Here is a 14,257-nt window from a genome sequence, read left to right as displayed (position 1 = left end):
GGGTCATGGTGGCTTGACGCCGCGCCATGACCCACCGGCCGTGTGTCGAGGCCGGACGACCCGGCTCGCAGGGCGAGCTGCCCGGCGGCGGTTCCGGTCAGACCTTCTCCCTCGTCCACACCCGGCGCACCCGGCTGTCGGCGCCGGCACGGACCGTGCGGGCGTCACGGCCGACGTGCGCGTTCATCGCCGACCGCAGCCGGTGGCGGAAGGTGAACCCCGGGGCCGGTCCTGCCTTGGCGGACCGCTCCCGTACGTCGGCCTTCTTGCACAGTACGTCCCACACCCGGTCCGGGCACTCGCCGCGCCGCCAGAGGAAGTCGCAGTACGGGATGTGCGCGATCTGCAGGTTCAGCCAGCCGTCCTTCTTCAGTACGCCCTCCCATTCGGACAGGCGGAGCTTCAAGTAGCCGTGCGGCCGGCCGGACTTGTCGACGCTGGTGATGCCGAGCACGCGGACGAAGCCCGGGGTGTGTTCCAGCACGACCACCGGACGCTCCTTGTAGGTGTTGTCGTCGTGGGTGAGCTCGGCCGTCCACACGTCGCCGACGGCGGGTGGCCAGGACGTCACTCCGGGGGGCGCGGGACGGGCCGGCGGCCCGGTCCTCAGCCAGCGCACCAGGCGGACGGCCGCGGCCACCACGCAGCCGGCGGACAGCCCCACCAGCGACCACCACAGGGCGGCGAGCAGCAGCGTCCCGGTGGAGGCGTCGTCCGGGTCGGGGACGAGGGTGCCGCCGGTGTGGTGGATCCAGTACCCGGTCACGAGGGCCAGAAGCGCCTTCCACAGTGCCGTCCGCAGCAGGACCAGCGGGAAGTAGCCGTGATCCACGATCCGCGTCAGACCCAGTACGGCGGCGGTCGTTGCGTAGATCACGGTCATCCCGGCCGTGGGCTGCTTGTTGACCCCCGCGTCCAGCGGTGCCATGACACCCGCCACGACGCAGCAGAGGCCCACCGCGCGTGCCGCGACCAGCACGCGGCTCCCCTTGAGCCGCGCGGGCGCCACCATCCGGACCATCGGCCGGGCGACCAGTACGCACAGCACGAGCAACGCGACGCATATCCAGGTGTTCCTGGTACCGGTGAAGCCGACGCGGAGCACCGGAAACATCAGCACCCACATCACCCAGGAGCCGAGCCCCACCGCCAACGGAGCCCCTGCCGAGTATTCGGGTGTCCCCCGCTTCGACCTCAGCCGTGGCTGCTGCGGCCCTCCCATCAACGGCGTGCTCAGACACACCAGAAGTACGGCCCCCGCCAGAATCGCCTGCACGGTCCCCCCGCTCTCGTCGCTGGGAGCAGCGTGGCCCCGCGACCGGCGTGCCCGGCGTCGTTTCGCTCTTCAGGACCGGCGCGCCGGGCAGTCTGGTAAGGCGCCCAGGCCGGACTCACTCGCTTCCTGGCATTCCTGTGCTGCTCGCGTCATCACGTCGCCGTCGACGCCGATCCTGGCCGCGTCGATCCTTGCGCGGCGGTCAGCCGTGTCGCGAGCTCCGTGAGCCGCTCTGCAAGGGCCCCTGGTGCGGATCTCGTCATGACGGTGAGCTCGATGGTCGCCGCTCCGTGACGCAGCGGTCTGAACCTGACGGTCGGGTGCGCCCCGGACGCCGCGGCGGGTACGACGGTGACGCCGAGACCGCACTCGACCATGGCGATCTGCGAGGTCACCGACCGCGCCCAGTGCGTGGGGACGGGGCTGAAACCGGCGGTACGGCACATGGCGGCCATGGCGTCGTGGTAGTCGGGTGAGATGTGACGGTTCAGCCACACCCAGGTGTCACCTGCGAGGTCCGCCAGATCCAGTGGGTCGTCGGCGGCGGCTGCGGGGTGGCCGGCCGGGAGGGCCGCGACGAAGCGGTCGACGAACAGTGAGGTCGCTGTGGTGCCGCGTACCGGGGCGGTCTGGCGCACGATGGCCCAGTCGAGTGTGCGGTCGAGGAGTCCTGCCGCGGCTTCGTGCGTGTCGATCTCCTGGGTGCGGATCTCGATGTCCGGCGCATCCTCGTGGAACTGGTCGAGTACCAGTGGCAGCGGCCAGGAGAAGGCCGAGGCGACCGCGCCCAGGCTCAGCCGCCCGCCATGCCCGGTGGCCGCGTGCCGGGCGGCGATCTCGGCGTCCTCGGCCTGGCGGATCAGCGTTCGGCAGTGCTCCAGGAACACGGCCCCGGCCTCGCTGAGGGCGACCGACCGCTGGGTGCGGTGCAACAGCTCGAAACCCAGCTTCCGTTCGAGCTGTTTGATCGCCTGGGACAGCGGCGGCTGGGACATCTGCAGCCGTTCCGCCGCCCGGCCGAAGTGGAGTTCCTCGGCCACCGCGACGAAGTACCGCGCCTGGCGGATCTCGACCATGATTCGCGGATCCTCTCACTGAGATAGGGAATCAGACCTTCCGAATATATCCGGACGCTGTTGAAGTGGAGGCATGAGCAACTCATCCCTCCTCGATCGCTACGCGGCGCTCGACTCCGCCGCGGTCAGCGACGCACTCGACCAGCTCGGACTTCCCGCCGGCGTCGGCGGCATCCGTCCGGTGTGGGGCCCCATGGCCGTCGTCGGGTTCGCCGTCACCGTCGGCCTGGAACCGCGTTCCGGCCGTCCGGCCGGAGCCCACATCGCCACGACAGCCATCGAGACCGCGGACGAGCAGAGCGTGATCGTCGTCGACAACCAGGGCCGCACCGACGTGTCCTGCTGGGGCGGCATCCTGAGCCTGGGCGCGGCCCGGCGCGGGGTTCGTGGGGTCGTCGCGGACGGTGTCTGCCGCGATGTGGCGGAGGCCCGCGAGCTGGGCTTCCCGGTGTTCTCGCGCGGTGCGATCCCCGCGACGGCGCGGGGCAGGCTGCGCCAGCGTGCCACCGGCGAGCCGGTCGAGATCGCCGGGCTCACGGTCGAGCAGGGCGATGTGGTGGTCGCCGACGAGACCGGTCTCGCCGTCGTACCGCGAGAGCGGGCCGAGGAGGTGGCCGAGATCGCCACCGCGATCGTGGTGCGGGAGCGCGCGATCGCGGACGAGGTCCGCGCGGGGGCCCGCATCTCCCGCGCCATGCACGACGACCGCCTCGCCGGAGAGCGGGAGACCGCCCGATGACCACCCCTTCCTCCCCGGCGCCCCTCGCCACCCAGCTTTCCACCGCGTCCGTCTCCGACGCCCTCGACTCGCTCGGCCTGCCCGGCTCCCTCCACGGCATCGGCGCCCTGCACCAGGGCCGGCGAACCGCGGGGCCGGTCTTCACCGTGACCTACGAACCCGTCGACGAGACCGGCGGCACCGTCGGTGACTTCCTCGACGACGTCCCCACCGGCTCCGTGATCCTGATCGACAACGCCGGCCGTACGGACTGCACGGTGTGGGGCGGCATCATGAGCGAGACCGCCCACGAGCGGGGCATCGCGGGCACGGTCGTCAACGGCACCTGCCGCGATGTCGCCGTGGCGACCGACGTCGGTTACCCGATCTGGTCGGTCTCCCGGTTCATGCGGACGGGCAAGGACCGGGTCCGCGTGGCCGCAGTGCAGACGGCCGTGACGATCGATCAGGTCCTCATCCACCCCGGCGACATCCTGGTTGCCGATGACGACGGCGCCGTGGCCGTCCCGGCCGCCCGCTGGGACGAGGTCGCCGAGCTCGCCCGGCACATCGACCGGGTCGAAGAGGCCATCGTCCGGGCCGTCCGCGACGGGGCGACGCTCGCCGAAGCGCGCACCCGGCACGGCTACCACTCCCTGCAGACCCGGAAGGACCCGTCGTGAACGGCAGCGTCACGGACGACCCCGCCCGCGGGCACTCCAGCGCGACGCTGCTGGAGGCGTCCGAACTCGGTATCGCCCTCACCCCGGAGCTGCGGTCGCTCTGGGCCGGCGCCCGGCTGTGCGGCCCGGCGTTCACCGTCCAGGGAGCCGGAGGCGACAACCTCGCCCTGCACCACGCCGTCCGCCGGGCCCCGCACGGATCCGTAATGGTGGCCGACCTCGGCGGGGCCCGCTTCGGCCACTGGGGCGAGGTCCTCACGGTGGCCGCCCTGCACCGGGGGATCGCCGGCCTGCTCATCGACGGCGGTGCCCGGGACGCCGCGGAGATCGAGGCCCTCGGCTTCCCGGTGTTCTCGCGCAACAACGCCATCCTCGGCACCCGCAAGGACTTCCGCGGCGTGTTCGGGCACCCCGTCATGGTCGGCGGCATCACGGTCGACACCGGCGACCTCGTCGTCGGCGATGTGGACGGCGTCGTTGCCCTTCCCTCGGCCGAGGCCGGGCGGATCCTCGACCGCGCCGATGCCCGGGTGGCGCACGAGACGGAGCTGATGGCGCGGCTGCGGGAAGGCCGCAGCACGCTCGAACTGTACGACTTCGAAGCAGCCGGGCGGCGACGCGGATGACCGACAACCCGATCTTCGCCGTGGCCGCGAGGGCCGAAGCCCTCCGGGCCCGAGGCGCGGACGTCATCACGCTCGCCGCCGGGGAGCCCCAGGCGGCCACCGGTGCCGTGGTCGTGGAGGCCGCCGTGGCCGCGGTCCGCGACCCCGTTGCCCACCATTACTGACCGGCACAGGGAGATCCCGACCTCCGCGCGCTCGTCGCCGCGAGCGTCACCCATGACACCCAACCGGCCTGGACCGCGGACGACGTCCAGATCGCCCTCGGCGCGAAGCACGCCCTCTTCCTCGCTCTCCAGGCTCTCGTCGGCGTCGGCGACGAGGTCCTGGTCGCGGCGCCCGGCTGGCCCGGGCACGCGGAGGTCGTCGCCGCGGCCGGCGGCATCGCCGTGCCGGTCACCGCCGACAGCGAGTTCCGCGTCGCGGCCGAAGCACTCGAGCGCTGCCGCACGCCCCGCACACGAGCACTGATCCTCTCCAGCCCGGGCAACCCCACCGGCGCCGTCCACCCCGAGTCCCGGCTGCGGCAGATCGCGGACTGGGCCCAGCGGCACGGCATCTGGGTCGTCAGCGACGACATCTACCGGGCGTTCGACTACACCGGGACCTACCGGTCGCTCCTGCGCGTGGCGCCGCGGTTGCGCAGCCGTACCGTCATCGTCGGCGGAGTGTCCAAGCAACACGCCATGACGGGCTGGCGCGTCGGCTGGCTCGCGGCACCCCCGGAGATCATCGCCTCCGCGCGCCTCCACGTCTCCCGCACCATCACCCACGTCCCGACGGTCAACCAGCGGGCCGCGCTCGCCGCCCTGAACGACCACGGCACACCCGCCGAGGCCGCCCACCACTACCGGCGCCGGCGCACGATGCTGGTCGAGGCGCTCAACCGGATCGACGGCATCGACTGCCCGCTGCCCGACGGCGGCATGTTCGCCTTCCCCGACGTCAGCGGGCTCCTCCACGACCGCGGCTGGAGCGGCGCCGACCTCGCCGCGTGGCTCCTCGACACCGCCCACGTCGCGGTCGTACCCGGCGAGGCGTTCAACGCCCCGGGCCGGATCCGCGTGTGCTTCGCCGTTGACGACGAAACGCTGATCACCGCGATCGACCGTCTGAAAGCCGCGCTGGGACCCGTACCCGAGGCCGGCACACAGCAACCGGAGGAGGCACATTGAGCCCCGTCAGCAAACTCGAACCCTTCACGCTCCCCCTCACCGTCGACGGGACCCGTATCGAAGTGGCGGGCCTGTGCCGCGACGGCGCCGGCACACCCCTGGTGTTCCTCCACGGCTTCGGCTCGACCAAGGAGGACTACGCGGACGTCATCCAGCAGGAACAACTCGCCGACCGCCCCGTCCTCGCCTACGACGCACCCGGCTGCGGCGACACCACCTGCTCGGACCTCGGCGCCGTGTCCGTCCCGTTCCTGGTCTCGGTCGCCGAGCACGTCCTGCGGGACCGGCAGATCGACCGGTTCCATCTCGTCGGACACTCGATGGGCGGCCTGACCGCACTCCTGCTCGCGGACAGCGACCCCGGCAGGATCGCGAGCCTCGTCAGCATCGAGGGCAACGTCGCACCCGAGGACTGCTTCCTCAGCCGACAGATCGTCACCCACGCCGACGACGACCCCGACGCGTTCCTGACCCGGTTCGCCGAACGCGTCGCCGGTTCACGCTTCTACGCCGGCGGCCTGTACGCGGCGAGCCTTCCGTACAAGGTCAGGGCCGGAGCGGTCAGAGCGATCTTCGAGTCCATGGTCGACCTCTCCGACCACGGCAAACTGCTCGACCGCTTCCTCGGCCTCCCCATGCCGAGGATGTTCATGTACGGAGAGCAGAACGACGCGCTGTCGTACCTCCCGAAGCTGGCCGAAGGCGGTGTGGAGCTCGCCGAGATCAGCCACAGCGCCCACTTCCCGATGTACTCCAACCCGCCGCAGATGTGGGCCCGCATCACCGGCCTCGTCGCACGCGCGGAGGCCGGTCCCTGACCGTTGGCGACAGACGCGCGATCTCCTGGGTGACCCGCAGGAAGCGCTCGGCTTCCTCAGCCCCGTCAGTTGGTCAAGCGAGGGGGACTGGACGCTGGAGGATCGTTGTCCCTGTGCAGTACGTGGCGTCACGCGTCGCTGACCTGCGTAGAACACCCCGCCGAGTGCTACATCGAGGTGGGCAGATGCGGGGAGCGGAGCGTGAGCAGGGTGATCTCGCTGGGGGCGAAGACGCGGAACGGCGGGCCCCAGAAGCCGGTGCCGCGGCTGGTGTAGAGGAGGGTGCGGGGGCCGTGGTGGCTGAGGCCGGCGAGGGCGGGCTGGTCGATGCGGACCAGGTGGTGGAAGGGCCAGATCTGGCCGCCGTGGGTGTGGCCGGAGAGTTGGAGGTCGATGCCGGCGGCTGCTGCCCGGTCGATGAACTTGGGCTGGTGCGCCAAGAGCAGGACGGGGAGGTCGGGGTCGGCGCCCTTCAAGGCTCCGGTGAGGTGGGCGCGGTGGCCTGCCAGGCCGGAGGACTCGGCGGTGACGTCGTCCACGCCGGCGACCACGAGGGTGTCACCTCCGCGTTCGAGCAGCAGATGGCGGTTGCGCAGCGGCTCCCAGCCCAGCTTGTCCATCAGGTCGACCCAGCCCTGGGCCTCGCTGTAGTACTCGTGGTTGCCGGTGACGTATACACGGGCCCGGGTGGCCCGCACGGTTCCGAGTGGGGCGGCCTGGGCGCGGCGGCGTTCGGCCGTGCCGTCCGCGATGTCGCCGGTGTGGCAGACCAGGTCGGCGTCCAGGGTGTTCACCGTCTCGCACACCCGTGCCGACCAGCGGGCCCGATCGAGTGGGCCGTAGTGGGTGTCGGTGATGAGGACGACGCGGGTGCCGTCCAACCCGGCACCCAGCCGTGGAAGTCGCACGTCGAGTCGGCGCACCCGTGGCACGCGGCGGGCCTCGGTGTACCCCCAGGCGAGCAGCACGGCGGTTACGCCGAGGGCGGCCCAAGTGACGATCCGGGCCCGGTCCTGACTCTCGCCGACGCCGGCCACGGTCAGGGTGAGCCGCAAGAAGACGCCGAGCAGAACGGACCAGGTGAACAGAACCCAGCTCGCGCCCAGCAGGGTGTCACCGAGGATCGCCGCCCGGTCGTGCTGACGCCGGCCGTGGCCGCGCACCATCGCGAGCGGCATACCGACGAGGCCGAGGACGAACAGGGCGGTGCCGACCAGCGTGACGCGCAGCGGCCAGTGCTGGCCGGTGTACAGGAGCACCCAGCAAGGCACGGTCCACAGAAGTACGGGCGCGATCAGCGGGATGTAGCGCATCAGGCGGTGCAGTCGGCTGCGTCGCGGAGCTTGCGCTTCGCCGTCGGTGGGTCGGGTGTCGCTGGTGTCGGTCACGCTTCCCCACTCTGACCAGGCTGCCGTCTCGCGCACTGTATCCGGTCGCCCTCGGGCCGGCCGGACCGGGCGTCAGGGCGGACACGCCTTGACCGGGCTGAGGGCTGACGCGTGGTCGAGCACGACCCTCACCTCGCCCATCTTCGTGTCGAGGACCACCGTGCCCGCGTCGAGGCGCACCACCGAGCCACAGACGGAGCCGGAAGGCGAGTCGACACGGATCGCGGGACCCTCATGTGGCGGCCCGTACCAGGTCGTTGCGACAGCGGTGACGAGCAGTCCGACGCAGAGGAGTGTGAGGGCGATGCCGCGTCTGAGCGCGGCGGCGGCGGAGCGGGCCTCCAGGTGATCGGCGACCGCGCGGCTCTCCACCGCGCTCATGGGTACGACGCTGGGCCGGCCGTGAGCCGCCCGCACCAGCAGAAGTGCCCCCGCAAGACCCGCGAGCAGCGCAAGCAGGAGCAGCACGCCGACTGTCACGGCCCAGGGCTCGGCAAGCTGGCCCACGTCGCTCCGACCGCGGACCAGGCTGAATCCGATGAGCCCCGCCAGCAGCGCACCCAAAGCGTTGCGCCAGGCGGTGGCGGTCTCGCGCACCCGGGGCAGTTCCGCCTCCAGCAGACGCCGGCGCTCCTGTGCCGCGCGCAGGTCTGCGGGTGCGGCGCCGTCGCCGGGTCCGACCGTCGGCATCAGGCGTCACTGCCGGAGATCCGCAGCACCCAGTAGGCGCCGCACCCCTTGCGTCCCTCCGGCCGGTCGGGGTGATGCTCTTCGCACGCACACACCACCGGCTCGTCACGGACATCCGACACCGGACGCGGCTGGGAGGGCCGGAACAGGGCGAGGATGCCGTCCAGCCCCCGGAAGACCATGTGCGGCAGCGGCACCTCCAACGGTGCGGCGCACCGCGGACAGGGACCGCTCAGCACGAGCAGGCCGGGACCGGCCTTGCGCAGGGTGAAGGTCTCCGCGGCCCGCTCGGCGTAGGCGGGATCCGTGGCCTCGGCGTACGGGGCGGGTTCATGACGCGCGATGGTCAAGGCGTTCCTCTTGTCGGTGTGTACGACCGATGCGGGTGTGTACGGTCGCCGGGGTCACGGACCTGTGTGGGTGAAGGGGATCCAGGAACTCGCGGGGAGACCGGTGTCCTCACGGAGTCGCAGCACCGCGGTGTGCAGGGCGTGGGCCGCCTTCTCGGGGTGCGGGACACCCTCGAAGACCAGTTCCCGGTAGACGAGCCGGGCGACGTCCGCCGCCGCGTCGTCGGCGATCGACCACAGCGCGGCGATGACATGCCGGTAGCCGGTGTAGTGCAGGACCGCGGCCATCGTCAGGGCCTCGTCCGGCATTCTGGGGCTGCCCACCGCGCTCTTGCAGGCCGACAGGAAGACGAACTCACCGCGATGGCTGAGTGCGCTGAGGTCACCGACCGTGAGGATCTTGTCGAAGAGGGTCAGACCTCCTGCCAGCGGATCCATGACGTTCTGATCGCCGTGACAGCTGAACTGTGTCCAACGGTGCTCCGGCAGTCCGGACTTCACCGCGTCCCATGTCGCGTCCGCGTTCTCGAGCAAGGTCAGCCGGTCGGGCAGCAGAGACGTGAGTACGTCGATGTCCTGCCGTACCGCCTGCAGCGGTTCCTGCCCCGGGGTCTGTGACATCGCGACCAGGAGCATCCGCCCGTCCGGGGCGCTGTCGGATGCTTCCGGGGCTCTGAGCCTGGCTTCCAGCAGGGCTCGCAGGGTCGGCGTGTAGGAGGACACCACCCGGTCGACGACGGTCCGCCGGGGGCCGTCTTGGGGGCCTTCGTGGTGACCGGCCGCGTGGAGAGGCAGGAGTGTCAGGGCCCCCGTCGGGCACCACCAAAGGCGCGGCCAATCATCACCCTCGGGTCTGTTCACGAACCCGAGGTCCTCGAGGACGGGTTCGGCGATGCGGTCCCACAACCACTCCAGCACGGAGGCGAGTACCGTCTCGCGTTCCGTCAGGGCGTGGTGCAGCTCGTCTCTGGCAGTGGTGTAGGCGGTGATGGCGGCCCTGCTGTGGTCGCCGCTGTCGAAGGCTTCGCGGTCCCGGAGCATGACCTCGGTGGCGAGTTCGACGTCGAGCAGTGAGCCGAGATATCTGTTGGCCTGCTCGATCAGCTCCTTCTCCGTGACTCTCGGCAGCAGCGTGACGCGCAACTGCCCCTCGGTGATGATCAGCGCATCGCAGCGCAGTGAGGAGATGTTGACCAGGACGACGGGGCCTTCGTCTCCCAGGGAGAGCAGCCGGTCGATACCGTGCGGCTTGAGGAAATCCGTGAACCCGTCGATCTGCCGGACCTGCTCGACCAGGTCGTCCCATTCCCGGGCCGGCGCGGAACGGTCCGGTGGTGCCGTTTCCCCTTGAGGCCGTCCGGGAGACGGCAGGGATGAAGGCTGGGCGGGCGCGTCGAGAAGCATGCGGAGATGATCGAGCCGGGCCGCGAGGTCGGGTGCGGTCTCTCGCAGCGCACTGAGGTCGGCCCGCGTGTCCAGGAGGCGGGACCACATCACGCCACGTCCCTGCTCGGCCATTTCCACCGCGCGTGCCGGGCTGTTGGCCTGCAGAGCGCAGGACGCGGCGAAGCGCGCTTGGCCGGCGAAGCGTCTCAGATGGTGCTGGCTGTCCGCCTGCTCCGCTCCACGCCACGCGAGCAGTGGGAGCAGACCGACCGCCGTCTCGGCGGCATGCACCGCGGCCGGCCAGTCCTCGCGTTCGGCGGCCAGGGAACACCACCTGGCCGCGGCGTCGATGCGGCAGGAGGCGGCCGCGGAACCCGTCCGGGCGGCTTCGCTCAGCACGTCCGCCGCCTCGGCCGCGTCCTGGGGCCCATGCGTGACCGCGTACCGTCTCCCCAGCGCGCCACCGAGGCTGACCAGGTACATGGCGCGTTCCGGGTGGTCGGCTGGTGCTAGTCGGGTCGACCGTCTCAGGAGCCGTACGGCCTCGTCGAGATCGGGCATCCGTTCGCCCCGTATGTACCGGGTGGCGAAAGCGGCGCCCAGGTTGTGCAGGTGGACACTCTCAGAGGGGTGTCCCGGCGGAGTGGTGTGCACGGCTTCACGCGAGGCGGCCAGGGCCGCTTCGAGATCGCCCTGTGCACCGTTCCTGCCGAAACGTGTCGCCAGCGCCCCGCCGAGGTTGGACAGCAGGCGCGGGCGCTCCGGGTCCGATGCGGAGGCGGTCGCGACGGCCTCCTGGTCGCAGGCGATCGCCCTGCTGATGTCCTCTTCGTCGAGAGTGCGACGGAACCGCGTGCGAAGCACCAGGCCGAGATTGCTCAGGTGACCGATCCGGTGAGGGTGGTCCTCGGGCATGGCCGCCACGGCCAGCGTCCCCGCCCGCACCGCTTCGTCCAGATCGGCGAGACGGCCGCTGTGCTCGTGGCGGACTTGCAGGGCGTGGCAGAGATTCGACAGATAGGGAGCGCGCTGGAGGGGGCCGAGGGCCGCGCCGACGGCCCTTCGCAGATGGTCGACGGCGTCGTCGATGTCGCGGGAATCGCCGATACGCATGAAGCGTCCGAGGTGGGCGCTTCCGAGGTTGTTCAGGTCCTCGTGAGCATCGCGTGGTGCGCCCTGCCCGCGCTTGTCGTCGATGGCCCGGCTGAGCGCGGTGATGGCCCGGTCGAGATCCGCCACGTCACCGCTTCGCCGGGATCGCTGCGACAGGGCCGCGCCCAACGCGGACGAGTCGTCCGCGGAGTCGAAGAGTCCGATCGCTTCGTCGATGTCGTCCATGACCTGCAAGTGGTCGAACCTTTTCGCCAGGGCGATGCCGAGTGTGGACTTCGCCGCGGGCAGGTGCGGGTGGTGCGCGGCGGTGGAAGCGAGGTTCGCGCGCTGTGCGGCGATCGTCTCGTCGATGTCGTTCGACTTCCCCAACCGCTCGAACCGCGCTATCAGGGCCTTGGAATGCGCCGACATGTGCAGATGCCGGTTCGGGTGACTGAAGTCGGCACGGGCCAGGGCGTGCCGGGCTGATTCGACAGCACGATCGAGGTCCTCGAGACTCCCACCACGCTCGAAGCGATCGACGAGCGTCGTGGCGAGATTGGAGAGATAGTCGGGCTGGTCGGGATGGTTCGGAGGCGTCACCTCGATGGCGCGGCCGACCAGCCGGACCGCCTCGTCCAGGTCCGCGGCGGACGCGGAGGACGTGGCTCGTGCCGCGAGGGCCGCGGAAAGGTTCGACAGGCGGATCGCGTCGTCCGGGGAGAGTTCGACTGCATGTGCGAGGAGGTCGATCGCCGCCGCCAGATCCGCCGGATCCCGGTTCCGGCTGTGGCGTACCTGCAGTGCCGCCCCCAGGTTCGCCTCCACCAGAACAGACCAGTCCGGTCCAGCCGCCCCGGCCTCACGAAGCAGCCCGATGGCCTCGTCCAGCGCTCCCTCGTCACCGGTGGCCAAACTGTGCACGAGCAGGGCCTCGGCCCGCGCGGACAGCAACTGGGGATTGCTGTCGCCCGCTTCGAGCGGCTCGTAGAGTGGGCGCAGTTCGTACGGCACCCATTCAGCGTCGATCGAGGCCAGCCGGCCGAACAATTCCAGCGCCACTTGGAAGTCGGTGCCGCCTTCGTCCTCCCCCAGCAACTGCCACCGGATCCAGTGCACCCAGGCCACCGTCGCAGCCACTTCGTCGGGTGGCCCCTCGGCCGACAGGCTCGTCATCCGAACGAGACGCGCCGCTGCGGCGACCGCGTCGGGGGCCAGCACGCCGGAGGGGTCACCGCGTGTGAAGAACGCGAGAAGGCGCTGCTTCACCATGAAATGCAGCTGCTCCGGGGATACCTCGAACATGTTCATGCTGCTCCGCACATCGCGCCGATCCAGGACAGCGGACTCTTCGCACCACGCACTTCTTCTTCGTCGCCCGGAACACCCCCGCCCATCATCGGACCATACGAACACCCCTCCCCATCTCTGCCCAACTGATAGATTTCAATGCCAAATTGACATCTTCTGCCGCATACCGAACATGGGCCAGGGGAGCATCCGCTCCATCAAGTCTCAATCGGCGTGCTCCTGTTGCCTCGGGCTACTCGCCAAGGGGTGCGCGCGGCATCCGGGCGGCCGCTTCGGACTGAACCTCAGGCGCCGCTCAATCCTGCCCGGCCTGCCTTTGCACCTGCTCCAGTACTTGTTTCGCGGAACTCGCCCCGCTGAAGAGGTTGGGGCCGTACTGGTTGAGCAGTTCGTTGACCCGCTCCCAGTTTTTCGTCGTACGCAGCGGGATCGCCGCGGCGTTGGCGGCTTCGAGGACCTCTCGGGCACCGGCAAGGCGGGCGTTCTCGTACCACGCGTGCTGTGCCGACTCACGTGAGGGATAGGCACGTCCCACCCCGCCGAGCCACTCCAACTGCTTCTTGGCGGTCATCAGCGTGATCGCCTTGAACGCTCCCTCCGGGTCCGGGCAGGACTTGGAGATGCCGAACCCGGAACCGGACGAGTACGTCCTGCTGCCGTCCGGACCGGCGGGAATCGTGGTCAGGCCCACACGGAAGCGGGCCTGGTTCTTCAGATTCAGCAACGCCCACGGCCCGTTGGTGCCCATGGCCACGTCGCCGCTGAGGAACTCCTTGTCGGAGAATGTGGGATCGGCCGCGGGCAGGCGAGGGGCGACCTTCTTCTTGGCCGCAAGGTCGGCGTACCACTGCACGCCCTCGGTCATGGCGGGGGTGGTGAGTCGTAGTTCGCCCGCCCCGTCGGTGGGTTGCGCCCCGGTCTTGGTCAGCACCATGGAAAACATCCACACATCCTGAGGCGCCGCCACGAACCCGTACTTCCCGTCCCCGGTCAGCTTGCGGGCGGTCGACTCGAACTCGGCCAGAGTCCACCCCACCCTGGGCTCAGGCACCCCCGCGTTGCGGAACATGTCCTTGTTGTACGTGAGGATCACCGGGCCGACGTCGTACGGCAGCGCGTACTGCTTCCCGTCGGCGCTCAGCCCTTCCATGACGGACTTGTCGAAGTCCGTCACATCGAACTTGTTCTTGGCGATCAGATCGTCGAGCGGCAGCATGCCCTGGGTGTAGCCCGTGGTGTTGAGCGCCTGCATCGAGACGATGCAGGGCGCATCGCCGCTGCCGAGGCGAGTGCCGAGCTTGTCGAAGTAGTCATCGAAGGACGAGGTCTCAAGCTTGATCGTGATCTGCGGATCCTCGATGGACACACGGTCCGCGAGTTCATGCCAGACCTGCTGCTCCTCACCACCGCTGGCCCACATCGACCAGGTCAACGTCTTCGAGCCGCCACCGCCGGCGCCGCACGCCATGACCAGCGTCCCGGCCAGCGCCAGGGCGACGGCTGCCCTCACTGCGATGCGCGGCCCTGTCATGACACGTCCATATGCTCCCTTTAGCGGCAATATCCATGCATTATGACATGGTGCACATGTGTACACCTGTCACTGCTGCACCGTCCGGGCTGCGCACTGCCCTCCCGCACCGGACCGCCCGACTGCGGAAACCGCACGCG

12 protein-coding genes and 1 pseudogene are annotated in these 14,257 nt (G+C 70.2%); 6 read left to right on the top strand and 7 right to left on the bottom strand.

Going from position 1 to position 14,257, the window contains the following annotated elements:
* Positions 1-97: 97 nt before the first annotated feature.
* Both ACFTZL_RS10985 and ACFTZL_RS10980 read right to left on the bottom strand, forming a co-directional pair.
* The gene (locus ACFTZL_RS10985) at positions 98-1,147 is read right to left on the bottom strand and encodes a hypothetical protein (RefSeq protein WP_382580316.1); all 1,050 of its coding nucleotides are present in this window, start codon (positions 1,145-1,147) and stop codon (positions 98-100) included.
* Positions 1,148-1,428: 281 nt separating this feature from the next.
* Positions 1,429-2,352, bottom strand: coding sequence for a LysR substrate-binding domain-containing protein (locus ACFTZL_RS10980; protein WP_382580310.1), 924 nt, complete (start codon positions 2,350-2,352; stop codon positions 1,429-1,431).
* A 73-nt stretch (positions 2,353-2,425) separates the two neighbouring features.
* On the opposite strand from ACFTZL_RS10980, the gene ACFTZL_RS10975 reads away from it, so the two are divergent.
* The 6 genes and pseudogenes from ACFTZL_RS10975 (at position 2,426) to ACFTZL_RS10950 (ending at position 6,369) form a co-directional block, all read left to right on the top strand.
* Complete coding sequence (locus ACFTZL_RS10975) at positions 2,426-3,091, top strand: RraA family protein (RefSeq protein WP_382580308.1); 666 nt, start codon at positions 2,426-2,428, stop codon at positions 3,089-3,091.
* Complete coding sequence (locus ACFTZL_RS10970) at positions 3,088-3,753, top strand: RraA family protein (RefSeq protein WP_382580306.1); 666 nt, start codon at positions 3,088-3,090, stop codon at positions 3,751-3,753. The genes ACFTZL_RS10975 and ACFTZL_RS10970 overlap by 4 nt, the downstream gene beginning before the upstream one ends.
* Positions 3,750-4,379: an RraA family protein gene (locus ACFTZL_RS10965; RefSeq protein ID WP_382580305.1), complete on the top strand. Its 630-nt coding sequence runs from the start codon at positions 3,750-3,752 to the stop codon at positions 4,377-4,379. The genes ACFTZL_RS10970 and ACFTZL_RS10965 overlap by 4 nt, the downstream gene beginning before the upstream one ends.
* Positions 4,376-4,543, top strand: coding sequence for a hypothetical protein (locus tag ACFTZL_RS10960; RefSeq protein WP_382580303.1), 168 nt, complete (start codon positions 4,376-4,378; stop codon positions 4,541-4,543). The genes ACFTZL_RS10965 and ACFTZL_RS10960 overlap by 4 nt, the downstream gene beginning before the upstream one ends.
* 15 nt (positions 4,544-4,558) lie before the next feature.
* Positions 4,559-5,551: pseudogene (locus ACFTZL_RS10955) on the top strand (aminotransferase class I/II-fold pyridoxal phosphate-dependent enzyme); the annotation flags it as partial.
* Complete coding sequence (locus ACFTZL_RS10950) at positions 5,548-6,369, top strand: alpha/beta fold hydrolase (protein ID WP_382580301.1); 822 nt, start codon at positions 5,548-5,550, stop codon at positions 6,367-6,369. The pseudogene ACFTZL_RS10955 and the gene ACFTZL_RS10950, both read left to right, overlap by 4 nt.
* Before the next feature lie 167 nt (positions 6,370-6,536).
* Here ACFTZL_RS10950 and ACFTZL_RS10945 read toward each other — a convergent pair whose 3' ends face one another.
* From ACFTZL_RS10945 to ACFTZL_RS10925, 5 genes are all read right to left on the bottom strand, one after another.
* Positions 6,537-7,757: a metallophosphoesterase gene (locus tag ACFTZL_RS10945; RefSeq protein WP_382580299.1), complete on the bottom strand. Its 1,221-nt coding sequence runs from the start codon at positions 7,755-7,757 to the stop codon at positions 6,537-6,539.
* A 72-nt stretch (positions 7,758-7,829) separates the two neighbouring features.
* Positions 7,830-8,447, bottom strand: a complete 618-nt coding sequence (locus ACFTZL_RS10940) for a hypothetical protein (RefSeq protein WP_382580297.1) — start codon at positions 8,445-8,447, stop codon at positions 7,830-7,832.
* Positions 8,447-8,797, bottom strand: a complete 351-nt coding sequence (locus tag ACFTZL_RS10935) for a hypothetical protein (RefSeq protein ID WP_382580296.1) — start codon at positions 8,795-8,797, stop codon at positions 8,447-8,449. Before ACFTZL_RS10935 ends, ACFTZL_RS10940 begins: the two co-directional genes overlap by 1 nt.
* 54 nt (positions 8,798-8,851) lie before the next feature.
* Positions 8,852-12,586, bottom strand: a complete 3,735-nt coding sequence (locus ACFTZL_RS10930; RefSeq protein WP_382580294.1) for a CHAT domain-containing protein — start codon at positions 12,584-12,586, stop codon at positions 8,852-8,854.
* A gap of 295 nt (positions 12,587-12,881) precedes the next feature.
* Positions 12,882-14,117: an ABC transporter substrate-binding protein gene (locus tag ACFTZL_RS10925; protein WP_382580292.1), complete on the bottom strand. Its 1,236-nt coding sequence runs from the start codon at positions 14,115-14,117 to the stop codon at positions 12,882-12,884.
* Positions 14,118-14,257 lie beyond the last annotated feature (140 nt).

It is taken from the genome of Streptomyces sp. NPDC056948 (assembly GCF_042674225.1).
Taxonomy (GTDB): Bacteria; Actinomycetota; Actinomycetes; order Streptomycetales; family Streptomycetaceae; genus Streptomyces; species Streptomyces purpurascens.
The sequence above is the reverse complement of the archived record's forward strand: the minus strand, read 5'-3'. Positions and strand labels throughout refer to the sequence as shown.